Origin of the sequence: Streptomyces sp. NPDC056161 (assembly GCF_042268025.1) — a bacterium.
Taxonomy (GTDB): domain Bacteria; phylum Actinomycetota; class Actinomycetes; order Streptomycetales; family Streptomycetaceae; genus Streptomyces.
Window position 1 is genome coordinate 17202 of the sequence record NZ_JBHJUV010000063.1, and the last position, 22723, is coordinate 39924.

Below are 22723 nucleotides of genomic sequence, written 5' to 3' on the forward strand. Positions count from 1 at the left end.
GGCCCCACTGCGGTTGGCGTGGGTCGATGGCATCACCGCGGTGGACCCGGTCTTGTCCGTGCCGCTCAGTTTGCAGACCAAGATCGGGACGTCGTAAGCAGGCAGGTTCGAGGCTCAAGAGGGCGCAAACGGCAGGACATCCGGCGAGAGCTGGCCGGCACTCGCAGTGGCGCTCGTCATGCGGCGGCGGTGATGCCGTCGGCACAACACCTCATAGCCGACCTCCGCGGAGGAGCCGTTCACGTCACCGACGACAACCTGCTCACCCTCCACGACCATCGCGCCGCCCACCGTGCGGGCATTGTGCGTGGCACGCGCCCCGCACCAGCACATCGCCTCGACCTGAAGGGTCTCGATCCGGTCCGCCAGCTCGATCAGCCGCTGCGAGCCCGGAAAGAGCCTGGTCCGAAAGTCGGTCGTGATACCGAAGGCGAAGACATCGAGGCCCAGGTCGTCCACAACCCGCGCCAGCTGATCGATCTGCTCCGGCGCCAGGAACTGCGCCTCATCCACAATCAGATAGTCGACCCTGTCGCCCTGCGACATCCGGCCCACCACATAGGCGTACAGATCCATCCCCGGCGCCGCCTCGACAGCCTCCGTCACCAGACCGAGCCGCGAAGACAGCTTCCCCTCCCCCGCCCGGTCATCGCGCGTGAATATCACGCCCTGCAAACCCCTTGCCGACCGATTGTGGATTCGCTGTAGAGCAAGTGTGGACTTCCCGCAGTCCATCGTTCCGGAGAAGAACACCAGCTCGGGCATGGGGGGTTGAGCACCTTTCGGCAAGAGTGTGGCAGCGGGTCGGCGTTCAGGTACGTACTTCGAGCAGGGGCACCAATTGCTCGGCAGGGGTCATCGAGCCGTGGTTGCCGACCATCGCCGACTCCTTCGGCTCCCGTTCGGAGGCGATGATCAGCACCTCGTCGTGGGCGGCGGCGACCACGTCGCCGATGCGTGCGTACACGCGGTCGTCGACCCGTGGCCCGAACCAGCCCGCGGCGACCGCCTCGTCCCGCGAGGCCACCCAGAACTGTTCGCCCAGCACCTCGCGCCAGCAGGTCAGAACGTCGTCCGCGGCGCCCGGCAGCGCGTAGACATGGCGCGCGCGGCCCTCGCCGCCCAGCAGGGCGACGCCCGCCCGTAGCTCCCAGTCCTCGTCGAAGTCGATGCGGTGCAACTCGTCGAAGGGCACGTCGACCATGCCGTGGTCGGCGGTGACGTAGAGCGCGCTGCGCGCCGGCAGTTGCTCGGCGAGGCGCTGGACGAGCCGGTCGACGTACATGAGCTGGCCGCGCCAGGTGTCGGAGGCGACACCGTAGCGGTGTCCGGCGCCGTCCAGTTCGGCGTAGTACGTGTACACCAGGGCCCTGTCCGCGGCGGCCAGTTGCTCGGCCGCGAGGTCCATGCGCTCCTCACCGCTGAGCCGCCCGTGGAACGTGCCACCGCTGAGCGCGACCTTGGTGAGCGGGGTGTTCGCGAAGGCCGGGGAGGAGACCTGGGCGGCGTGCACGCCTGCGTCCTGGGCCAGCTGGAAGACGGTGGGGTACGGCTGCCAGACCCGCGGCTCGGTCCACGGCTGCCAGCGCAGCTGGTTCATCAGCTCGCCGGTTCCGGGGTCGCGGACCGTGTACCCCGGCAGACCGTGCGCACCCGGTGGCAGGCCGGTGCCGACGGAGGCGAGGGAGGTCGCGGTGGTCGCCGGGTAGCAGGCGGTGATCGGGCGGCCGGTGCCGCCACGCGAGCTGGCGAGGAGCGAGGTCAGGAAGGGTGCCTCGGCGGGGTGGGCCGTGAGTTGCTCCCAGCCCAGACCGTCGATCAGGAAGACGCAGTTACGGTCGGCTGCGGTCAGTTCCGGGATCGCCGCGGTCATACCGGGGACGGACATCCCGGCGGCCAGGGTGGGCAGCAGATCGGCGAGCGAGCCGCTGCCGTACTGCGGCAGCGGCGCGCTGCCGAGGGCGAGCGGCTCCGGATGCGAGTCCCAGGCTGCGGTCTGCGCCATCAGTGCGTGAGATCCGCGGTCGCCTCGGAGAGCGCCTGCGCGAAGGCGAGTGCCTCGCGCACCGACTCCGGGCCGTCCCCCGCCTCGCTGACGCGCAGACTGAGGTCGTCCGCCGTCGAGCTGCCCGTATAGCCGTGGTCGGCCTCGCAGTTCGGGTCACCGCAGGCGGCGGGTTCCAGGTCGATACGGGAGACGGCGCCCCAGCCGATGGTCAGCACGACCTCGCGGGGCGGCGTACCGGGCTTGTACTGCTCCGGGTTGGCCACCACACGGCTGACCACCACGGACGAGATCCGGTCGAGTTTCACGGACTCCGTGGAGGTGGTGGCGAATGGCGTCGGGGAGTCGCTGTCGGCGGCCTGTTCGTCGGTGTGGCTGACGATGAACCGGTTGCCGGTGAGGACCAGCACGGTCACGTGCCGCCGCACCTCGTTCTGGTCGAAGGTCGTCTCCTGGTGGACCAGGTACGACCGCATGGGCTCGCCGCCCACGGCGGCCTCCACCGCCTCGGCCACGAGGGCCGGGTAGTAGCCGCTGCGCTCGATCGCCGCACGCAGCCCCTGGGTCGTCGTACTGGTCTTGGCCATGGCGTCCATCCTAGTCCGTGGGCCCGTGAGCTCCGGTCCGGTCGGGAACGCCGGTCCGGACGAGTCGGGAACGCCGGTCCGGACGAGTCGGGAACGCCGTCCGGTCCAGTCGGGAAGGCCGGTCCGGCGGGCGGATCCGGCGGGACCGGGCGGGCAGGCGGGAGCGTCGGCCGGCGCGCGGGTGCCGGCCGGTCGGGGGCGCCGGGCCGGTACGCGGGTCCGGCCAGTGCGCGGGGCAGGCCGGTGGCCGGGGCCGGGAGGGTGCACGGGTCCAGGCCGGTGCGCCTCCGGCCCTCCCGGCGGGTGCCCGAAGGGGCGCGGCCTCGCGCGGTGGCGGGTTCCGGCCGGTTCGGCGGGAGGCGGATACAGGGGGGGGACGGGCGGGGCACGGCCAGGGGCGTCGTGGGGGCCCGGGTGGGTATGCGGCGCGGGTTGCGGGGCGGTTCCGGATCGGTGCGCTGGAGGAGTCGGCGCCCGGCGGACTCGGTGGCGGGGAGAGGGCCTGTCTGGGAGAGGCCCTGCCGGGGAGTGTGTGTCGGGTCCGCGTCAGGGCGCGGGGAGACTCGGCGGCGGTACGGCGGCAGGCGGGCCCTCGGGGGTACTGCGGCAGGCGAGCCCTCGGCGGTACGGCGGCAGACGGGCCCTCGGCGGTACGGCGGCAGGCGGGCCCTCGGGGGTACTGCGGCAGGCGAGCCCTCGGCGGTACGGCTACCGGCGGGCCCGCGGCGGTACGGCTACCGGCGGGCCCGCGGCAGGGCATGGCCGCCTCAGCCGGTCCCTCGGCGATAGGGCAGGCCCACGTCAGTACACCGGAAGCGTCCGGGGTCCGAGGTCGTCGCGGACCGGCGGGGGCGCGAGCCGTACCGTGGCGCCGAGGACGCTCAGGCCGTGCGGGGCCACGACCACCGGTTCCAGGGTGACGGCCACCACCTCGGGGTGGTCGTGAACCAGCCGGGACACCCGCAGCAGCGCCTCCTCCAGGGCGGGCGTGTCGACCGGCGCGGAGCCGCGCCAGCCGAACAGCAGCGGCGCCGTCCGGATCGAGCGCACCAGCGAGGCCGCCTCCCGGTCGGTCACCGGGATCAGCCGGTGCGCGATGTCGCCGAGCAGTTGCGAGGCGGCCCCGGCCAGCCCGAAGGACAGCACGGCCCCGGCCGCCGGGTCGATCACGGCCCGTACCACGGTGTCCACGCCCCGGGGCGCCATCGCCTGCACCACCGGCCGCAGTTCCTCCGGCTTGCCGAACAACTCGGTCAACTCGGCATACGCGCGGCGAAGTTGCTCCTCGTCGGGCACGTCGAGCCGTACCCCGCCCAGGTCGGCGCGGTGACGCAGGTGCGGGGCTGTCGCTTTGAGGGCGACCGGGTAGCCGAGGGCGCGGGCGGCCTCGACGGCCGCGTCCGGGCCGGGGGCGGGCAGTGCGCGGCGCACGTGGATGCCGTATTTTCCGAGCAGTTCGCAGGTCTCTTCGGTACCGATCGTGAGGTGCTGCCCGCGGGTGAGCAGGCCGGCGATCAGACCGGCGGCCCCCTTCTCGTCGATGTCCTCGTACTCGGGCACTTTCCCGGGATCGGCCGCCTCGCATCGCCACTGCGCGTACCTGACGGCTTCGGCGAGCGCCCGCACGGCGCGCTCGGCCGCCGGATACGCGGGAATGAGGCGGGTGCCCTCGCGGGCCGCTCCGGGTGCGACGCTCTCCTTGGTCCGCGTCCGTGGCGCGCCGGGTGGTGGCGGAGCGGGCGACGGCTCGACCTCGTCCACGGACGGCTGCACCCCGGGCGGGGGCAGATCGGGCGGCGGCTCGACCTCGTTCGCGGACAGCTGCACCCCGGGCAGGAGCAGATCGCGCGGCGGCTCGACCTCGTCCACGGACGGCTGCACCCCGGGCAGGAGCAGATCGCGCGGCGGCTCAGCCTCGTCCACGGACGGCTGCGCTCCGGCCTGCGGTGCCGTGCCGGCCGCGGCGGACAACGCCGCCGCGAGTCCGCCCAGTTCCACGTGCACGACGAGCACGGGCTTCGCCGGAGCCGCCGCGGCGGCGGAGCGCAGCGCCTGCGCCAGTTCCGCGTCCCGGGGCGGGCCGTCCCCGATCGCCGGGATGGCCGTGACGACCACCGCGTCGCAGGTGTCGTCCGCGAGCGCCCGGGACAGCGCCCGGTGGAAGTCCGCCGCGGTGGCCTGCGTCGTCAGGTCCAGCGGGCGTCCCGGGCGCAGCCCCTCGGCCAGGCACCGGTCGTAGGTGAGCAGCCCCAGTGACTCGGAGTTGCCGAGGATCGCCACCCGGGGCCCGGCGGGCAGCGGCTGGCGTGCGAGCAGCAGCCCCGCGTCGACCAGTTCGGTGATCGTGTCGACCCGGATGACCCCCGCCTGCCGCAGCAGCGCGGACACCGTGGCGTGCGGCAGCCGGGTGGCCCGGACCGCGTGGCCCAGTGGCGCCGACCCTGATCCCTGCACCACGACCAGCGGCTTCGCCGCGGCCGTCCGGCGGGCCAGCCGGGTGAACTTGCGCGGGTTGCCCAGAGTCTCCAGGTACATGAGGACGACGTCGGTGTCGGGGTCGTCGTACCAGTACTGGATGAGGTCGTTGCCGGAGACGTCCGCCCGGTTGCCGGACGACACGAAGGTGGAGACACCCGTGACCCCGGTGACCCCTCCCCCGCGCCGGTGCAGCCGGGACAGCAGCGCGATGCCGATCGCCCCGGACTGGGCGAACAGGCCGATCCGCCCGGGGCGCGGCAGTTCGGGCGCGAGCGAGGCGTTGAGCCGCACCTCCTCGGCGGTGTTGATGATCCCGAAGGCGTTCGGTCCAACGAGCCGCATGCCGTACGTGCGCGCGTGCCGGACAAGTGCGCGCTGCCGCTCGTGTCCTTCGGGGCCGCTCTCCGCGTATCCGGCGGAGATCACCACGAGACCCTGTACGCCGTGTTCGCCGCAGTCGGTGACCGCCTCCCCCACCTGCTCGGCCGGGACGGCGAGGACCGCGAGGTCGACGGCGCCCTCGATGTCCCGCACCGAGCGGTACGCGGGCACTCCGTCGACCTCCTCCAGTTCCTCGGGGAAGGCGGAGTTGACCGCGTACAGGCTCCCGGTGAACCCGGCGTCCCGGATGTTGCCGAGGACGCCGCGGCCCACGCCGCCGGGTGTGCGGCCCACGCCGAGGACCGCGACGGAGTGGGGCGCGAGCAGCCGGCGCACGGAGCGCGCCTCGGCGCGCTGCTCCCGGGCGCGCTGCACGGCGAGCGAGCGCTCGGTGGGCTCCAGGTCGAACTCCAGGCGTACGACGCCGTCCTCGAAGCTGCGCTTCTGGGTGTAGCCGGCGTCCGTGAACACCTTGATCATCTTGGTGTTGGCGGGCAGCACCTCGGCGATGAAGCGGCGGATTCCGCGCTCGCGCGCGACGGCGGCGATGTGTTCCAGGAGGGCGGAGGCGACCCCGCGGCCCTGGTGCGCGTCCTGCACCAGGAAGGCGACCTCGGCCTGGTCGGAGACCGCGGAAGCGGTCCCGGCCTGGTGGGAGACCGTGGGAGCGGTCCCGGCCCGCCCTTCGGCGGGGGTGGTGGCGGGCGGGCGGCCGGAGGGCGCGAGCAGGCCGTCGGCGTCGACGCGGTCGTAGCGTACGGTCGCGATGAACTCGTCGCCGACCGTGGCCGCGAGTCCCACCCGGTCCACGAAGTCGTGGTGGGTGAAGCGGTGGACGTCCTTGGCGGACAGGCGCGGGTACGGTGCGAAGAAGCGGTAGTACTTCGACTCGTCGGAGACCTGCTCGTAGAAACTGACCAGGCGGTCGGCGTCATCGGCGGTGATGGGCCGGATGCGTGCGGTGCCGCCGTCGCGCAGTACCACGTCCGCCTCCCAGTGGGCGGGGTACTCGTGCCGGCCGTGCCGGTCCACCGTGGTCCGCATGGGGCCCAGAGTACGGCTCGCCAATGACAGTGGCGCGAGGCAGTCTGTGGGGGACGGACACCGGACCGAGGCCCCGGTCCGGCGACCCAGCGGGGCCGGACGCGGCACCGCTCCGGGCATGCATCACCATATGGAAAACTGGTCTAGACAACTCTGAACTCGGAAGGGCAGCAACACATGGCTGAGCGCCGCGTCAACGTCGGCTGGGCCGAGGGCCTTCACGCCCGTCCCGCCTCCATCTTCGTCCGGGCCGCCACGGCCGCGGGCATCCCGGTGACCATCGCGAAGGCCGGGGGCGCCCCGGTCAACGCCGCCTCCATGCTCGCCGTGCTCGGCCTGGGCGCGCAGGGCGGCGAGGAGATCGTCCTCACCTCCGACGCCGAGGGCGCCGACGTCGCTCTGGACCGGCTGGCGAAGCTGGTCGCCGAGGGGCTGGAGGAGCTGCCCGAGACCGTCTGAGCGTCCTCCGCCGTCGCGCGCACCGACGCAGCCGCGTCCGGGCGCGTGTCGCCGCAGTGGCGACCGGAGCCGCGTCAGCCCCGTCCGGGCGGCGCGGCTTCACCATGTCCACCTCCGGGCGGCGCGGCTTCGCCATGCCCACTTCCGGGCGGCGCGGTTTCACCGTGTCCGCCCGCATCCGCCTGTCCCCGCACGTGTCCCCGCACGTGTCCGCGCTTCCCCGACCGTCTCCGGCCGTCTCCGTCCGACCCGCATCGAAATTCACGGCGAGCGTACGCGGGCGACACCCGACGAGAATTCGAACGTACGGAAATACGGCAGCGGAAATACACCGCCACCGATTACCTCTTCTTTGTATACGGCGCCCTTGTTAATTTCGCAGACCCGACATGTTTACGGGACGTTGCGAAGTCCTCACGGATACCGGGCGGTCGCCGCGCGCGAAGCGCAGTCGGTGCGCGCCGGTCGCGCGCTCGGTGTGCAGGGTCATCACCGCCCGCGCGCGCTCCGCGTCGCCGCGCGCCACCGCGTCCACGATGACGCCGTGCTCCGCCCAGGACTCGACGTGGGCGGTGGGCGCCTCCACCACGTACATCCAGGCGATCTTGTGCCGGAGCTGGGTGAGCGTCGAGGTCAGGGCATGGCTCCCGGACGCCTGGGCGAGCGTCTCGTGGAACCAGCCGTCCAGGGAACGCAGTTCCTCGCTGTTGCCCCGCCTGGCCCGCTCCTGGCCCAGCCGGACCAGGCCGCGCAACACCTTGAGGTGGGCCTCGGTGCGCCGCTGGGCGGCCCGGGAGGCGCCCAGCGGCTCCAGGAGCAGGCGCATCTCCAGCAGGTCGGCGGCCTCCTGCTCGGTCGGTTCGGCCACGCACGCGCCCGCGTGCCGCCGCGTCACCACGAAGCCCTCCGCCTCCAGCGTGCGCAGGGCCTCACGGACGGGGACGCGCGAGACGCCGTAACGGCGCGCGAGAAGTTCTTCGGTGAGCCGGCTGCCGCGTTCGTAGACACCGGCGACGATGTCGTCCCGGATCGCCGTGCACACCGAGTGCGCCGGAATACGCATACCCGACCTCCGCCTTAATCCCCGTGAAACGTCGACGATTGACGCGTGTTCCGCGACTCTATTGCAATGAGCCGGAATTTCCGATGGCGGGCCGGAATCCATGGATATTTTTTGGACAGCGGCACGTCCGAAACGACGAAACCCCGGGCGCGGCGGGCCGGGGTCACGGGAGGGGTCGCCGTCGATCGTCAGACGTTCACGCCGTGCCTGCGGAGGTAGCCGACGGGGTCGACGTCGGAGCCGTACTCCGCCGTCGTCCGGACCTCGAAGTGGAGGTGCGGCCCGGTCGCGTTGCCCGTCGCGCCGGACAGCCCGATCTGCTGTCCCGGGGTGACCTGGCCGCCCGCGGAGACGCCGATGGACGACAGATGGCCGTACTGGGTGTACATGCCATCCGCCATCCTGATCACGATCTCGTAGCCGTACGCACCTGACCAGCCGGCCGACACCACGGTGCCGGAGCCCACCGTGTGGACGGCGGTGCCGACGCCGGCGTGGAAGTCGATGCCGGTGTGGGTGCCGGAGGACCACAGGGAGCCACCGGTCCGGTAGCCGGTGGAGACGTAGGAGTGCGCGATCGGCGCGACGAAGGCGTTCAGACGCGCACGCTCGGCTTCGCGGGCGGCCCGGGTCTCGGCGGCGCGTTCCGCGACCGCCTGCTGTGCCGCCGCCCTGCGCGCGGCCTCCCCGGCCGCCTTCTCCTCCGCCGCCCGCCGCTGCGCGGCCGCCTGGGCGTCGACCTGCTCGGCGACCAGGTCGCTGAGGCCGACGACGGGGGTGAGGCCGGTCCGCTCCTCGGGGGCGCCGGCCGCGTGTGCCGAGCCGGCCGCGAGGGTGCCCATGACACCGGTGGTGGCGAGGGCGGCGACGCCCGCCGCCCGAGTGGTGGTGCGGTGCGTCCGGCCGGGGCGCCGGTGCTTCCCTGCGGCGTGGGTGAACGCCATGGAGTGGCTGGTCCTTTCCTTCCCTCTCGCCCACCGGGCCTGCGGTGCTGCCCCAGGTCGTGCAGGCGCTGCGGGAGGGTTCGGAGCAGGTGGGTCTCCTACGGTTCCGTGCGGGCCCGGTTCATCCCGGGGACGCGGGTCCCCGGCTCCCCGGCTCGCGCCGTACGGGGACTCGGCGATGGCTGTCCGGTGCCGCGGCGCGGCGCACTGCCTGACGAACAACCCGGATGACGCTAAGGGGACAACTTTCAATCCCCAAACAGAACCGGGCGTTTGTAGCGCATGCCACAGGCCAGATGGGCAGGCTCCCCCGCAATTCGGGCATCCCCGGGAAGGGAGAGAGGCCGCGTCCGGGGGCCGGGACGGGGGCGTACGGCCTGGAGAACTGACGAACGGTCGGCTGTCAGGGCGCCACGCGCGCGTCGCGAGCCGCGGTTTGAGGGACGGGGGAGGCGGATGCGGATGTGGCTGCTGTGGCGGCTGCGGGCGCGATGAAGGGGGCGGGATCCCGTCGTCCCAGGCGGTGTCCCCCGCGCGCGGGGGACACCGCCTGGGCGCACGCGCGCGGGGTCGTGGACTACTCCGCGGGAACCACGCGGACCTCGCCGATGCCGAGGGCCTCGACCGGTTCCTTGATCTGTGCCGCGTCGCCGACCAGGACCGTCACCAGACCGTCCACCGGGAAGGCGTTCACGACGGCGGCCGTGGCCTCGACGGTGCCGGTGGCGGCCAGCTGCTGGTAGAGCGTCGCCTGGTAGTCGTCGGACAAGTACTGCTCCACCTGGTCGGCGAGTGTGCTCGCCACCGCCGCGGCCGTCTCGTACTTCAGCGGCGCCACCCCCACGAGGTTCTGCACAGCGACATCGCGCTCCGCGTCCGTGAGCCCCTCCGCCGCCAGCGTGCGCAGCACCGTCCACAGGTCCGCGAGCGCGGGACCGGTGTTCGGGGTGTCCACGGAACCGCTGATGGCGAGCAGCGAGGCGCCCGTGCCGTCCGGGGCGGACCGCAGGACCTGGCCGAACGCGCGGACGCCGTAGGTGTAGCCCTTCTCCTCGCGCAGGACGCGGTCCAGCCGGGAGGTGAGGGTGCCGCCGAGGCAGTACGTGCCGAGCACCTGGGCGGGCCAGACCCGGTCGTGCCGGTCGGAGCCGACGCGGCCGATGAGCAGCTGCGTCTGGACGGCGCCGGGACGGTCCACGATGACGACCCGGCCGTGGTCGTCGGCGCTCACCGACGGCACCGGCCGCGGCTCGGACGTGGCACCGGTCCAGGCACCCAGGGACTCGTCGAGCAGCGCGTCCAGGTCGATGCCGGTCAGGTCGCCGACGACCACGGCGGTGGCCGTGGCGGGCCGCACGTGCCGCTCGTAGAAGGCCCGCACCGCCGCCGCGTCGATCTTGGCGACGGTCTCCTCGGTGCCCTGGCGCGGGCGTGACATGCGCGAGGCCGCCGGGAACAGCTCCTTGGAGAGTTCCTTGGCGGCACGGCGGGCCGGGTTGGCCAGCTCGTGCGGGATCTCGTCGAGGCGGTTGCGGACCAGCCGCTCGACCTCGCTGTCGGCGAACGCGGGTGCGCGCAGCGCGTCGGACAGCAGGCCGAGGCCCTTGGCCAGGCGGGAGGCCGGGACCTCCAGGCTCAGCCGGACACCGGGGTGGTCGGCGTGCGAGTCCAGCGTGGCGCCGGCCCGCTCCAGCTCGGCGGCGAACTCCTCGGCGGAGTGCCGGTCGGTGCCCTCGGAGAAGGCGCGGGCCATGATCGTGGCGACGCCGTCGAGGCCGGCCGGTTCGGCGTCCAGGGGTGCGGACAGCAGCACCTCGACGGCGACGATCCGCTGGCCGGGGCGGTGGCAGCGCAGGACGGTCAGGCCGTTGTCCAGCGTGCCGCGCTCGGGGGCCGGGAAGGCCCACGGCTTCGCCTCGCCCGCGCGGGGCTGGGGGTGGAACTCCATCGTGGCGAGCTCGGTCACTTGGCCGCCTCCTCGTTGTCGGCGCCGGCTTCGACGGTGGCTTCGGACTCGGGGTCCTCGGGGACGTCCACGTCCTCGGTGTGCTCCGCGGACTCCGCGGACAGCGGCTCGTAGACGAGCACCGCGCGGTTGTCGGGGCGCAGCCGGGCCCGGGCGACCTCCTGGACCTCCTGGGCGGTCACTTCCAGGACGCGCTGCACGGCGGTGAGGGCGAGCTGCGGGTCACCGAACAGGACGGCGAACCGGCACAGTTCGTCGGCGCGGCCCGCGACCGTACCGAGCCGGTCCAGCCACTCGCGCTCCAACTGCGCCTGGGCCCGCTCCATTTCCTCCGGAGTGGGGCCCTCGGCGGCGAACCGGGCCAGCTCCTCGTCGATGGCGGCCTCGATGACCGGCACCTCGACGTCACCGGACGTCTTCACGTCCAGCCAGCCCAGGGAGGGCGCGCCGGCCAGCCGCAGCAGGCCGAATCCGGCCGCCACCGCCGTACGGTCCCGCCGGACGAGCCGGTTGTACAGGCGGGAGGACTCGCCGCCGCCGAGGACGGTGAGCGCCAGGTCGGCCGCGTCGGACGCGCGCGTGCCGTCCTCCGGCAGCCGGTAGGCCGCCATCAGGGCGCGGGCCGGAACCTCCTCCACGACGACCTCGCGCAGCTGCTCGCCCATGACCAGGGGCAGCGTGCCGTCGCGGGGCTCGGGCTTGCCGTCGTGGGACGCGATGGAGCCGAAGTACTTCTCGATCCAGGCGAGGGTCTGCTCCGGGTCGATGTCGCCGACTACGGAGAGTACGGCGTTGTTGGGCGCGTAGTAGGTGCGGAAGAACTGGCGCGCGTCCTCCAGCGTGGCCGCGTCCAGGTCCGCCATCGAGCCGATGGGCGTGTGGTGGTACGGGTGGCCCTCCGGGTAGGCGAGGGCGGTCAGCCGCTCGAAAGCGGTGCCGTAGGGCACGTTGTCGTACCGCTGGCGGCGCTCGTTCTTGACGACGTCCCGCTGGTTCTCCATGGACTCGTCGTCGAGCGCGGCCAGCAGGGAGCCCATGCGGTCGGCCTCCAGCCAGAGGGCGAGTTCCAGCTGGTGGGCGGGCATGGTCTCGAAGTAGTTGGTGCGCTCGAAGCTGGTGGTGCCGTTCAGCGAGCCGCCGGCGCCCTGCACCAGCTCGAAGTGACCGTTGCCCGTCACCTGCGCGGACCCCTGGAACATCAGGTGCTCGAAAAGGTGAGCCAGACCGGTGCGCCCCTTGACTTCGTGGCGGGAGCCGACGTCGTACCAGAGGCAGACCGCCGCGACCGGGGTCAGGTGGTCCTCGGAGAGCACCACGCGCAGGCCGTTGGCCAGGCGGTGCTCGGTCGCTGTCAGGCCGCCGGAGCCTGCCTCGGCTGTGGCCGTGTGACCCATGGGCATGTACGTCCCTTCGATCGCGGGTGCGGTTGCGAAACCGCGGATTTCCTGCCAGTCCTGCCACTGTATGCAAGCGTGCGGACCTCGGGCGAAGTTCCCGCGGGACGTACGCCCACAGCGGATCGCGTAGCCTGCGGGGGTCATACCACGAGGCGGCCCCGCGGTCGGCTCCGGCGCCGGGGCCGGCCGCCGGCACCGGGGCCTGGCCCGGGTTGTCAGTGTCGCGGTCCACAATGGTCCGCAGCAGATCACGTTCACGCTTCAGCACGAACGCCCCGCAGGGGAGCGACCGGAAACAGGAGGAGCCGGCAGCGATGGCCCGCCGCAGCACGAAGACCCCGCCACCCGACGAACCGTTCGAGGAGCGAATCCTCGACATCGACGTCGTGGACGAGATGCAGGGCTCCTACCTTGAGTACGCGTACTCGGTCATCTACTCCCGCGCCCTGCCGGATGCGCGCGACGGCCTCAAGCCGGTGCACCGCCGCATCGTCTACCAGATGAACGAGATGGGACTGCGCCCCGACCGCGGCTACGTGAAGTGCGCGCGTGTCGTCGGCGACGTCATGGGCAAGCTCCACCCGCACGGAGACGCGTCCATCTACGACGCCCTGGTGCGCATGGCCCAGTCCTTCTCGATGCGTGTCCCGCTGGTGGACGGCCACGGCAACTTCGGCTCGCTGGGCAACGACGACCCGCCGGCCGCGATGCGGTACACCGAGTGCCGGATGGCCGAGGCCACCAGCCTGATGACCGAGTCGATCGACGAGGACACGGTCGACTTCGCGCCCAACTACGACGGCCAGGAGCAGGAGCCGGCGGCCCTGCCCGCCGCCTTCCCGAACCTGCTGGTGAACGGCGCGTCCGGCATCGCCGTGGGCATGGCCACCAACATGCCGCCGCACAACCTCGGCGAGGTGATCGCGGCCGCCCGCCACCTGATCCGGTATCCGAACGCCGACCTGGATGCCCTGATCAAGTACGTGCCGGGCCCCGACCTGCCCACCGGCGGCCGGATCGTCGGCCTCGCCGGGATCCGTGACGCGTACGAGACGGGCCGGGGCACGTTCCGGATCCGCGCCACGGTGTCCGTGGAGACGGTGACGGCCCGCCGCAAGGGTCTCGTCGTCACGGAACTGCCGTTCGCGGTCGGCCCGGAGAAGGTGATCTCCAAGATCAAGGACCTGGTCGGCTCGAAGAAGATCCAGGGCATCGCCGACGTCAAGGACCTCACGGACCGGGAGCACGGCCTGCGCCTGGTCATCGAGATCAAGAACGGCTTCGTGCCCGAGGCGGTCCTGGAGCAGCTCTACAAGCTGACGCCGATGGAGGAGTCCTTCGGCATCAACAACGTGGCCCTGGTCGACGGCCAGCCGCTCACCCTGGGTCTGAAGGAACTCCTGGAGGTCTACCTCGACCACCGCTTCGAGGTGGTGCGGCGCCGCTCGGAGTTCCGCCGCAGCAAGCGGCGCGACCGGCTGCACCTGGTGGAGGGCCTGCTCACCGCCCTGGTGGACATCGACGAGGTCATCCGGCTGATCCGCTCCAGCGAGAACAGCGCGCAGGCGAAGGCGCGGCTGATGGAGCACTTCTCGCTGTCGGAGATCCAGACGCAGTACATCCTGGACACCCCCCTGCGCCGCCTGACCAAGTACGACCGGATCGAGCTGGAGGCGGAGAAGGAGCGGCTGAACGAGGAGATCGCGGAGCTGACCCGGATCCTGGAGTCGGACGCCGAGCTGCGCAAGCTGGTCTCCGCCGAACTCGCCGCGGTGGCCAAGAAGTTCGCCACCCCCCGCCGTACGCTGCTGCTGGAAGCGGGGGCCGCACCGGTCGCCGCCGTGCCGCTCCAGGTGGCCGACGATCCGTGCCGGGTGCTGCTGTCCTCGACCGGGCTGCTGGCCCGGACCGCGGACGCCGAGCCCTACCCGGCCGATGCCGGGGCCAAGCGGGTCAAGCACGACGTGATCATCTCGGCGGTTCCGGCGACGGCGCGCGGCGAGGTGGGCGTGGTGACGTCCGCCGGCCGTCTGCTGCGGGTCAACGTGGTCGACCTGCCACAGCTGCCGGAGCCGACGACGGTGCCGAACCTGGCGGGCGGCGCGCCGCTGGCGGAGTTCGTCAGCCTGGACGACGACGAGACGGTGGTGTGCCTGACGACGCTCGACGAGTCGTCCCCCGGTCTGGCGCTCGGCACCGAGCAGGGCGTGGTGAAGCGGGTGGTGCCCGACTACCCGTCCAACAAGGACGAGTTGGAGGTCATCGCGCTCAAGGAGGGCGACCGGATCGTCGGCGGGATGGAGCTGCGCACCGGCGAGGAGGACCTGGTGTTCGTCACGGACGACGCGCAGTTGCTGCGCTACCAGGCGTCCATGGTCCGCCCGCAGGGCCGGCCGGCGGGTGGCATGGCCGGTATCAAGCTCACCGAGGGCGCCAAGGTGATCTCCTTCACCGCGGTCGACCCGGCCGTGGAGGCGATGGTCTTCACGGTGGCGGGCTCGCGGGGCACGCTGGACGACTCGGTGCAGACGACGGCCAAGCTGACCCCGTTCGACCAGTACCCGCGCAAGGGACGGGCCACCGGGGGCGTGCGCTGCCAGCGGTTCCTGAAGGGCGAGGACTGCCTGTCGCTGGCCTGGGCGGGCCCGATCCCGGCGCGGGCGGCGCAGAAGAACGGCGCGCCGGTCGAGCTGCCGGAACTGGACCCGCGCCGCGACGGCTCGGGCGTGTCGCTGGCGAAGACGGTGTCGGTGGTGGCGGGCCCGGCCTTCTAGACGGGCTCTCCGGACGGCTGGACGGGGTCCCCGAACGCCTCGCCGGGCTGGGCGGGGTCCCCGAACGCCTCGCCGGACCGGCCCGGGTTCCCGAACGGCGGATCCTCGGGGGCCGGTTCCCCGGCGGCGTACCGCTCGGGATCGTCCCCGCCCTCCGGAGCCGTCACGTAGCGCAGGACGCCCCACATGCCGTGCTCGTCGGTGTGCGGGGCGTCGCCGCTCTCGCAGGCCCGGAGTTCCTCGCCGAGGGCGGCGGTGTCGAGTCCGGCGCCGATGAGGACGAGCTGGGTGAGCCGGTCCCCGGTCTCCGCCCAGGGCTCGGGGTAGAAGCGCAGGAACCGCCCGACGGCGTGCACGCCATACCGGTTTCCGCAGTCGTACGCCCCGAAGTCGACGTGTCCCTTGATCCGGTACAGCCCCTCGGGCCGGCTGTCGAGGAAGCGCATCAGCCGGCGGGGGTCCAGCGGGACGTCGGAGACGAAGGACAGGCTCTCGTAGCCGGTGTGCAGATGGTGCAGATGGCCCGCGTGCTCGTGCGGGTCGTGGTCGTGCGGGTCGTGCTCGTCCTCGCCGTGCTCGTGCAGGTCGTCGAAGGACAGCTGACCGATGCGTTCCTCGGCCGGGCGGCAGTCGAAGAGGAATTCGGGGTCGACGCGGCCGTAGGAGGCGGGCACGACGGCGGCTCGGTCGGTGAGCGAGCCGACGAGGCCGAGCACCCGCTCGCCGTCCTCGGCCCGGTCGAGCTTGTTGACCACGACCAGATCGGCGAGGGCCAGGTGCCGGTCGATCTCCGGGTGCCGGGTGCGGGTGGCGTCGAACTCCGCGGCGTCGACCACCTCGACGAGGCCGCCGTAGACGATCCCGGGGTGTTCGCTGGCGAGCACCATCCGGACGAGTTCCTGGGGTTCGGCGAGCCCGCTGGCCTCGATGACGATGACGTCGATGCCGGTGTCCGGGGCGGCGAGCCGTGCCAGGTAGTCGTCGAGTTCGCTGGTGTCGACGGCGCAGCACAGGCAGCCGTTGCCGAGGGAGACCGTCGAGTCGCCGAGGGCGCCGGCCACGGCCATCGCGTCGATCTCGATGGCGCCGAAGTCATTGACGATCGCCCCGATCCGGCTGCCCCCGCCGCGATGGAGGAGGTGGTTGAGTAGCGTGGTCTTCCCGGAGCCCAGGAATCCGGCGAGTACGACGACCGGGATCTGCTGCGGACTGCGGTGGTGCCCCACTGAGCGACCTCTCTCACGCGGACGCGTGCGCCGGCTCACGGCCCGGCGCACGGTCGGGGATGGAATGCCGACCCAGGATACGAGCAGCGGCAGGACTCCACCGTCGTGGGCGTAGGCGGCGTCAGCGGTCTCTGTGGCGACGGTGAGCGGGGGGCGGCGTCCGTGAGTGCCCGTCCGTGAGTCCGTGAGCGTCCGTCCGTGAGTGCCCGTGCGTCAGCGTGCGTGGACGCGCCCGTGGGTGTCTGCATGGTGGGCGCCCGCGCGTGTCAGCATGTGTGGGCGCCCGTGCGTGTCAGCGGATGCGCGTGCGCGTCCACGAGAGTCCGTGGACGGCGCTCGTGGGTGTCCGTGGGGTCCGCTGCCTCGTCACTCGGGGATCGGCACCGGAATCTGCGGCTCCGGCCCGACGTACCGCGCGACCGGCCGGATGATCTTCGAGTCGGCGGCCTGTTCCAGGATGTTGGCGCTCCAGCCGACCACGCGCGCCGCCGCGAAGGTGGGCGTGAACATCTCGCGGGGCAGTCCGCACAGCTCCATGACCACACCCGCGTAGAACTCGACGTTCGTGTGCAGTTCGCGGCCGGGTTTCAGCTCGGCGAGGATCGCCTCGACCCGGCGCTCGACCTCCACGGCGAAGCCGACACGCGGTCCACCGAAGCCCTGGGCGATCTCACGGAGCATCCGCGAACGGGGGTCCTCCGTGCGGTAGATCGCGTGGCCGAAGCCCATGATGCGGTCACCGGCCAGGACCCGCTCGCGGATCCAGCCGTCGATCCGGTCCGGGGTGCCGATCGCGTCGAGGGTGTCCAGCGCACGGCTGGGCGCACCCCCGTGCAGCGGCCCGGAGAGCGCACCCAGGGCCCCCAGGAGGCACGCCACCACATCGGCGCCGGTGGACGCGATGACCCGCGCGGTGAAGGTTGATGCATTGAATCCATGGTCAATGGTTGAGATCAAGTACTGCTCGACCGCCCGAGCCTGCCGCGCGTCCGGTTCCTCACCAGTCACCATGTACAGGTAGTTGGCGGCGTAGGACAGGTCCTCGCGCGGCTCCACCGGCTGCTGCCCACGCCCGAGCCGGTACAGGGCGGTGAGCAGGGTCGGTACGGCCGCGCAGGCGGCGACGGCGTCGGCACGGCGCCGGTCGGGGTCGATGTCGTACAGGGGCCGGAACCCCCGGGCCGCGCCCAGCAGGGACAGCGCGGTGCGCGCCCCGGCCAGCGGGCCCGAGGTGCGGCTCGCCGCGGCCACGGCGGGCAGCGCGGCACTGATTTCGGTGGGGAGCCCGCGCAGCGCCTTGGTCTCGGCGAGGAAGGCGGCACGGCGCTGCGGGTCCGGGAGTCCGCCGTATGCGAGGAGGTGCCAGACGTCCTCGAAGCCGCGGGTCCGCGCGAGTTCGACGGCCGAGTACTGGCGGTAGTGGTAGAAGCCCTCGATGCCCCGGACGTCACCGATCTCGGTGTCGGCGACGACGACACCCGCGAGTCCGCGCGGCACATCGACAAGGGTGGCTGGGGCCTTGTTGATGGACATGATTCTCCTCCCTGGAATTGATTAGACTGTCCATGCTTGATAGATTTTCTGTCAATATTGATCCGATCAATATTCGATCCATACGCCAGTGAGGCGACTACGGTGACCCCCATGCGCGATCAAGAACCCGCCCCCGGCGGCCCCCAGCGGAGGCTGAGCACCAGGGAGACCGCCGAACTGCTCGGCGTGAAGCCGGAGACCGTGTACGCGTACGTGAGTCGTGGTCAGCTCACCAGTAGGCGCGAGCCGGGCGGCCGCGGCAGCACCTTCGACGAGGCGGAGGTGACGGCCCTCGCCCGGCGCAACAGGCGCGAGAGCCAGGCCGGGCCGGTCTACGGCGGCGAGCTGTCCGTCCGGACCCGCATCACGCTGATCGACGAGGACCACTACTACTTCCGCGGCGTGGACGCCGTCGAACTGGCCGCGCACCACTCCTACGAGGAGGTCGCCGAGTGGTTGTGGACCGAGCGGCTGAGCCCCGAGGTGACCTTCACCGCGCCGGAGGCCACCGTCGCCGTCGCCCGCCGGGCCGTGACCGCCCTTCCGGAGCACGCCGCGCCCACCGATCAGCTGCGGGTCGCGGCCATCGCCGCGGCGACGGAGGACCCACTGCGCTTCGACCTGTCCGAGGAGGCCGTGCTCGCGACCGCGCGGGTACTCATCCCGACCCTGGTCGCCGCACTGCCGCTGCGCCCGTACGGCCGGGACGAGGGCCCGCTCGCGCAACGCCTGTGGGGCCGCCTGACCAGCCATGACCCCGACGAGGCGTCACTTCGCGCCCTGGACACGGCGCTCGCCCTGCTCGTCGACCACGACCTGGCCGCCTCGACGCTCGCGGTACGGGTCGCCGCCTCGGCCCGGGCCCATGTGTACGCGGCCGTGTCGGCCGGACTCGGTGTGATCGAGGGCCCGCTGCACGGCGCGGCCAGCGGACTGGCCCACCGGCTGCTGCTCGACGTGCTCGACGAGGGCAACGCCGGCCCGGTGGTCGCGGCCGAACTCCGGGCCGGCCGCCGCATCCCCGGGCTCGGCCACCGGCTCTACCCGGGCGAGGACCCGCGCGCGCGTGCCCTGTTCACGCTCCTGGAGCGCATCCCGCGCGCGGAGCCCGCCCTCCTCGCGGCCCAGGACATCGTCGCCACGGCCGCCCGGCACACCTCGCTGCACGCCAACGTCGACCTGGCCCTCGCCGTGCTCACCGCCTCCTGCGGCATGCCCGCGACGGCGGGCGAGACGGTCTTCGCCGTCGCCAGGACGGCGGGCTGGATCGCGCACGCCCTGGAGGAGTACGGGGAACGCCCGATGCGGATGCGCCCCAGCGGCCACTACGTGGGCCCGAGGCCCCCGCAGCCCCTGCCGGAGCAGCACGGGGAGGGCGAGCCGGAAGTACCCCCGGGCAAAGTCAGGTTAGGCTCACCTCTGTGAGTAGGTGCGCAACCGTCTCCCGGAGCCTCGACGAGCCCGTTTCCGGTACGGCGGCCACGGCGACGACCTGGCTGCTGCTGGAACAGCCCGGCCCCTGGGGTGTCAAAGCGCTCACGTCGAGCCACCTGGACCGCGCGCTCGGCCGCGCCCTGGAGGCCGCCGCCGACGGCACCGGCGTACGGATCGCGCTCATCCGGCGGCCCGGCCGCCACGCCGACCCCGGCACGCCCGCCGAACGTCGGGTGTACGCCGCCCACACCGTGCCCGGCAAGGTGTGGCTGCGCGGCGCCACGACCCGCGACCCGCGCAAACTGCTCGACCTCGACTACGCCGCCCTCGGCGCGGGCGACCACCGCACGTTCGACACGGCGCTCGGCGGCCGCGCGCACGAGACAGGTCCGCTCGCGCTCGTCTGCACCAACGGCAAGCGAGACCGCTGCTGCGCCCTGCTCGGCCGTCCCCTCGCGGCCGAACTCACCGCGTCCGGCGTACCGGGCGTGTGGGAGGTCACCCATCTGGGTGGACATCGCTTCTCGCCGACGGTGCTCGTCCTGCCGTACGGCTACTCGTACGGCAGGGCCGAGGCCCCTACCGTCAAGGAGGTCCTGCACGGCGTCCAGGAGGGCCGGATCGTCGTCCAGGGGTGCCGCGGGAACTCGGCCTGGAACAGGCCCGGTCAGGCGGCCGAACTGGCCGTGCGCACGGCGGCGGGCGAGTACGCGGCGGACACGCTGGCCGTCGTACGCACCGATGGCGCGGCGCCCCGCTGGGAGGTGACCGTCGCCCACGCCGACGGCCGCCGGTGGCGCGTCATCGTGGCCCAGGGCGCCTCCTTGCCGCCGCGCCAGGAGAGTTGCGGCGCCTCGGCGCTGGGCGCACCCGCCCGGATGGACGTGGTGGCCGTGCGAGAACTGCCCGCGACGGTCCCGGCCGGCTGATCCGGATCCCCGGCGTCAGGCCGACCGCACACCCCCGAGATACGGTCAAGAGATCCACACCACACCCCCTACGGCTCGGTCCGCCCACCCCCGTACTGTCGTGGACATGAGTCCCACTCCCCCCGCGCGCCGGCTGCGTCTCGGGCTGCCACGGCGAGTGTTCTCGCAGGTCCTCGTGGCGCAGTTGGCGATCGCCGCGGGAGTCGCGGTGCTCGCCACCGGGCTGTTCCTGGCCCCGCTGAGCAAGCAACTCGACCAGGAGGCGATGCGCCGCGCGCTGGCCATCGCCGAGACCACCGCGCAGGATCCGCAGATCGCCGAGGGCGTCCAGCGCACCCGGCCGTCCGTCGACGGACCGGTGCAGGCGGAGGCCGAGCGGATCCGGCACGCCACGAACGCCGAGTACATCGTGGTGATGGACCTGTACGGAGTGCGCTGGTCGCACACCACGCCCGCGGAGATCGGCAGCGTCGTCTCCACCGACCCGAGCGCGGCACTGGCCGGACAGCAGGTCATGGAGATCGACAAGGGCACCCTGGGCCGCTCCGCGCGCGGCAAGGTACCGCTGTACGACTCCCACCACAGGATCGTCGGCGCGGTCTCGGTGGGCATCGCGTACGACAGCGTGCGGGCCCGGCTGCTCAGCGCCATCCCGGGGCTGCTCGCCTACGCGGGCGGCGCGCTGGCGGTCGGCGCGCTGGCCGCCTGGCTGATCTCCCGCCGGGTCCAGCGGCAGACCCGGGACCTGGCCTTCTCGGACATCTCGGCCCTGCTCGCGGAGCGGGAGGCGATGCTGCACGGCATCCGGGAGGGCGTCGTCGCCCTGGACCGCACCGGCCGCGTCCGCCTGCTCAACGACGAGGCGCGGCGCCTGCTCGGCATCGGCGACGAGGCCGTCGGACGGACCCCCGACGAGGCGCTGGGCGAGGGCCGGACGACCGACGTCCTGGCCGGCCGGGTGACCGGCACCGACCTGCTGACCGTCCGCGGCCAGCGGGTCCTCGTGGCCAACCGGACGCCCACCGGTGACGGCGGCGCGGTGGCCACCCTGCGCGACCGCACCGAACTGGAGCAACTCGGCCGCGAACTCGACTCCACGCGGGGCCTGATCGACGCGCTGCGCGCCCAGGACCACGAGCACGCCAATCGCATGCACACGCTGCTCGGCCTGCTCGAACTGGAGATGTACGACGACGCCGTGGAGTTCGTCGGGGAGGTGGTCGGCGATCACCGGGTCACCGCTGAGCAGGTGACCGAGAAGATCCAGGACCCGCTGCTCGCCGCTCTGCTGGTCGGCAAGGCGACGGTGGCGGCCGAACGCGGGGTCGCCCTGTGGATCTCGGACCGCACCCGGCTCCCGGACCGGCTGATCGAGCCCAGGGGGCTGGTCACGGTCGTGGGCAATCTGGTGGACAACGCGCTCGACGCCGTGGCCGGCACCCCGCACGCGCGCGTGGAGGTCGAACTGCGCGCCGAGGGACGCACGGCCGTGCTCAGGGTGCGCGACACCGGGCCCGGTGTCCCGGTGGAGCAGCGTGAACTGGTCTTCACCGAGGGATGGTCCACGAAGAAGCCGCCCGCGCACGGCAAGCGCGGGCTCGGACTGTCCCTGGTGCGCCGGTTCGCCGAGCGGCAGGGCGGCAGCGCGTCGGTGGGCCAGGCGGGCGGCAGGGGCGCGGAGTTCACGGTGGTGCTGCCGGAGGCCCTGGCGGACCCGGCGCTGGAACCGGGACGTGAGCAGGGGCTGGAACCGGCGCTGACGGCGCCCGCGGAGACCGCCGCCGAGGAGGATGCCCGATGATCGAGGTCCTGATCGTGGACGACGACGCCCGGGTCGCCCGCGTCAACGCCGCCTACGTCGAGAAGGTGCCGGGCTTCCACGTGGCCGGTCAGGCGCACGACGCCGCCGGGGCACTGCGCCGGATCGAGGCGCTGCCCGGGCTCGACCTGGTCCTCCTGGACCACTACCTGCCCGACGAGACGGGCCTCGCCGTCATCCGGGAGATGCGCAGGCGCGGCCTGCAGACCGACGTCATCATGGTGACGGCGGCCCGGGACGTGTCGACCGTGCAGGCGGCGATGCGCCACGGTGCCCTGCAGTACCTGGTGAAACCGTTCACCTTCGCCGGACTGCGCACCAAACTGGAGGCGTACGCCCAGTTGCGCCGTACGTTGGACAGCGGTGGTGAGGCCGGACAGGCGCAGGTGGACCACATCTTCGGGGCGTTGTCCGCGCCGGCCGCCCCGGAGCTGCCCAAGGGGCACTCCCCCACCACCGCCGAACTGGTCCGCCGGTGCCTGATGAACGCCGGCGGGCCGCTGTCCGCCCAGGAGATCGCCGAGCGGACCGGTGTGAGCCGGCAGACCGCCCAGCGCTATCTGAAGCTCCTGGAGCGCACGGGACAGGCCCGGCTGACCCTGAAATACGGCGACGCGGGCCGCCCCGAACACCGTTACGTGTGGGCGGCCCGCGGCTGACGGCGCGGCGGCACCGGAGCCGGAT

16 protein-coding genes are annotated in these 22723 nt (G+C 72.7%); 6 read left to right on the forward strand and 10 right to left on the reverse strand.

What is annotated here, in order from left to right; translation table 11 throughout:
• Positions 1-114: 114 nt before the first annotated feature.
• The 4 genes from ACFC09_RS38645 to ACFC09_RS38660 all read right to left on the reverse strand — a co-directional run bounded on the left by ACFC09_RS38645 (position 115) and on the right by ACFC09_RS38660 (position 6495).
• Positions 115-765, reverse strand: a complete 651-nt coding sequence (locus ACFC09_RS38645) for a thymidine kinase (RefSeq protein ID WP_376536467.1) — start codon at positions 763-765, stop codon at positions 115-117.
• Positions 766-811: 46 nt separating this feature from the next.
• Positions 812-2005 carry an alkaline phosphatase family protein gene (locus ACFC09_RS38650; RefSeq protein WP_376536469.1) on the reverse strand — a complete coding sequence of 398 codons (1194 nt, stop codon included), beginning with the start codon at positions 2003-2005 and terminating at the stop codon, positions 812-814.
• A complete protein-coding gene (locus tag ACFC09_RS38655) occupies positions 2005-2601 on the reverse strand; it encodes a DUF5998 family protein (RefSeq protein ID WP_376536471.1) in 597 nt (198 codons plus the stop codon). Before ACFC09_RS38655 ends, ACFC09_RS38650 begins: the two co-directional genes overlap by 1 nt.
• A 792-nt stretch (positions 2602-3393) precedes the next feature.
• Complete coding sequence (locus tag ACFC09_RS38660) at positions 3394-6495, reverse strand: GNAT family N-acetyltransferase (RefSeq protein ID WP_376536473.1); 3102 nt, start codon at positions 6493-6495, stop codon at positions 3394-3396.
• 177 nt (positions 6496-6672) lie between these two features.
• Here ACFC09_RS38660 and ACFC09_RS38665 point away from each other — a divergent pair, with 177 nt between their 5' ends.
• Positions 6673-6954 carry an HPr family phosphocarrier protein gene (locus ACFC09_RS38665; protein ID WP_376536475.1) on the forward strand — a complete coding sequence of 94 codons (282 nt, stop codon included), beginning with the start codon at positions 6673-6675 and terminating at the stop codon, positions 6952-6954.
• Between the two features lie 370 nt (positions 6955-7324).
• On the opposite strand, the gene ACFC09_RS38670 is transcribed toward ACFC09_RS38665, so the two are convergent.
• From ACFC09_RS38670 to ACFC09_RS38685, 4 genes are all read right to left on the reverse strand, one after another.
• Entirely contained in the window at positions 7325-8017 is a 693-nt protein-coding gene (locus ACFC09_RS38670; protein ID WP_376536477.1) for a GntR family transcriptional regulator, read from the reverse strand.
• Positions 8018-8205: 188 nt separating this feature from the next.
• Positions 8206-8961: a M23 family metallopeptidase gene (locus tag ACFC09_RS38675; protein WP_376536479.1), complete on the reverse strand. Its 756-nt coding sequence runs from the start codon at positions 8959-8961 to the stop codon at positions 8206-8208.
• A 577-nt stretch (positions 8962-9538) separates the two neighbouring features.
• Complete coding sequence (locus ACFC09_RS38680) at positions 9539-10927, reverse strand: M16 family metallopeptidase (RefSeq protein ID WP_376536481.1); 1389 nt, start codon at positions 10925-10927, stop codon at positions 9539-9541.
• Positions 10924-12327 (reverse strand): M16 family metallopeptidase, encoded by a 1404-nt coding sequence (locus tag ACFC09_RS38685; RefSeq protein ID WP_376536483.1) that lies wholly within the window; start codon positions 12325-12327, stop codon positions 10924-10926. The genes ACFC09_RS38680 and ACFC09_RS38685 overlap by 4 nt, the downstream gene beginning before the upstream one ends.
• Positions 12328-12638: 311 nt before the next feature.
• Here ACFC09_RS38685 and ACFC09_RS38690 point away from each other — a divergent pair, with 311 nt between their 5' ends.
• Entirely contained in the window at positions 12639-15098 is a 2460-nt protein-coding gene (locus ACFC09_RS38690; RefSeq protein ID WP_376536485.1) for a DNA topoisomerase (ATP-hydrolyzing) subunit A, read from the forward strand.
• Here the strand turns inward: ACFC09_RS38690 and ACFC09_RS38695 are convergent.
• Entirely contained in the window at positions 15095-16324 is a 1230-nt protein-coding gene (locus ACFC09_RS38695) for a CobW family GTP-binding protein (protein ID WP_376536487.1), read from the reverse strand. The two genes, ACFC09_RS38690 and ACFC09_RS38695, sit on opposite strands and share 4 nt — an antisense overlap.
• Before the next feature lie 366 nt (positions 16325-16690).
• A complete protein-coding gene (locus ACFC09_RS38700) occupies positions 16691-17857 on the reverse strand; it encodes a citrate synthase/methylcitrate synthase (protein WP_376536489.1) in 1167 nt (388 codons plus the stop codon).
• A 111-nt stretch (positions 17858-17968) separates the two neighbouring features.
• On the opposite strand from ACFC09_RS38700, the gene ACFC09_RS38705 reads away from it, so the two are divergent.
• The 4 genes from ACFC09_RS38705 (at position 17969) to ACFC09_RS38720 (ending at position 22698) form a co-directional block, all read left to right on the forward strand.
• The gene (locus tag ACFC09_RS38705; RefSeq protein ID WP_376536491.1) at positions 17969-19282 is read left to right on the forward strand and encodes a citrate/2-methylcitrate synthase; all 1314 of its coding nucleotides are present in this window, start codon (positions 17969-17971) and stop codon (positions 19280-19282) included.
• Positions 19279-20220 carry a sucrase ferredoxin gene (locus ACFC09_RS38710; protein WP_376536493.1) on the forward strand — a complete coding sequence of 314 codons (942 nt, stop codon included), beginning with the start codon at positions 19279-19281 and terminating at the stop codon, positions 20218-20220. Before ACFC09_RS38705 ends, ACFC09_RS38710 begins: the two co-directional genes overlap by 4 nt.
• A 106-nt stretch (positions 20221-20326) precedes the next feature.
• The gene (locus ACFC09_RS38715) at positions 20327-22021 is read left to right on the forward strand and encodes an ATP-binding protein (protein ID WP_376536495.1); all 1695 of its coding nucleotides are present in this window, start codon (positions 20327-20329) and stop codon (positions 22019-22021) included.
• Positions 22018-22698: a response regulator gene (locus ACFC09_RS38720; protein ID WP_376536497.1), complete on the forward strand. Its 681-nt coding sequence runs from the start codon at positions 22018-22020 to the stop codon at positions 22696-22698. The genes ACFC09_RS38715 and ACFC09_RS38720 overlap by 4 nt, the downstream gene beginning before the upstream one ends.
• The last annotated feature ends 25 nt before the right edge of the window (positions 22699-22723 follow it).

Bases quoted from the DNA above. Each gene is read 5' to 3' on its own strand.
- ACFC09_RS38720 (WP_376536497.1), top strand. From the start codon at position 22,018: ATGATCGAGGTCCTGATCGTGGACGACGACGCCCGGGTCGCCCGCGTC.
- ACFC09_RS38705 (WP_376536491.1), top strand. From the start codon at position 17,969: ATGCGCGATCAAGAACCCGCCCCCGGCGGCCCCCAGCGGAGGCTGAGC.
- ACFC09_RS38690 (WP_376536485.1), top strand. From the start codon at position 12,639: ATGGCCCGCCGCAGCACGAAGACCCCGCCACCCGACGAACCGTTCGAG.
- ACFC09_RS38660 (WP_376536473.1), bottom strand. From the start codon at position 6,495: ATGCGGACCACGGTGGACCGGCACGGCCGGCACGAGTACCCCGCCCAC.
- ACFC09_RS38715 (WP_376536495.1), top strand. From the start codon at position 20,327: ATGAGTCCCACTCCCCCCGCGCGCCGGCTGCGTCTCGGGCTGCCACGG.
- ACFC09_RS38655 (WP_376536471.1), bottom strand. From the start codon at position 2,601: ATGGACGCCATGGCCAAGACCAGTACGACGACCCAGGGGCTGCGTGCG.
- ACFC09_RS38645 (WP_376536467.1), bottom strand. From the start codon at position 765: ATGCCCGAGCTGGTGTTCTTCTCCGGAACGATGGACTGCGGGAAGTCC.
- ACFC09_RS38675 (WP_376536479.1), bottom strand. From the start codon at position 8,961: ATGGCGTTCACCCACGCCGCAGGGAAGCACCGGCGCCCCGGCCGGACG.
- ACFC09_RS38685 (WP_376536483.1), bottom strand. From the start codon at position 12,327: ATGCCCATGGGTCACACGGCCACAGCCGAGGCAGGCTCCGGCGGCCTG.
- ACFC09_RS38670 (WP_376536477.1), bottom strand. From the start codon at position 8,017: ATGCGTATTCCGGCGCACTCGGTGTGCACGGCGATCCGGGACGACATC.
- ACFC09_RS38665 (WP_376536475.1), top strand. From the start codon at position 6,673: ATGGCTGAGCGCCGCGTCAACGTCGGCTGGGCCGAGGGCCTTCACGCC.
- ACFC09_RS38650 (WP_376536469.1), bottom strand. From the start codon at position 2,005: ATGGCGCAGACCGCAGCCTGGGACTCGCATCCGGAGCCGCTCGCCCTC.
- ACFC09_RS38700 (WP_376536489.1), bottom strand. From the start codon at position 17,857: ATGTCCATCAACAAGGCCCCAGCCACCCTTGTCGATGTGCCGCGCGGA.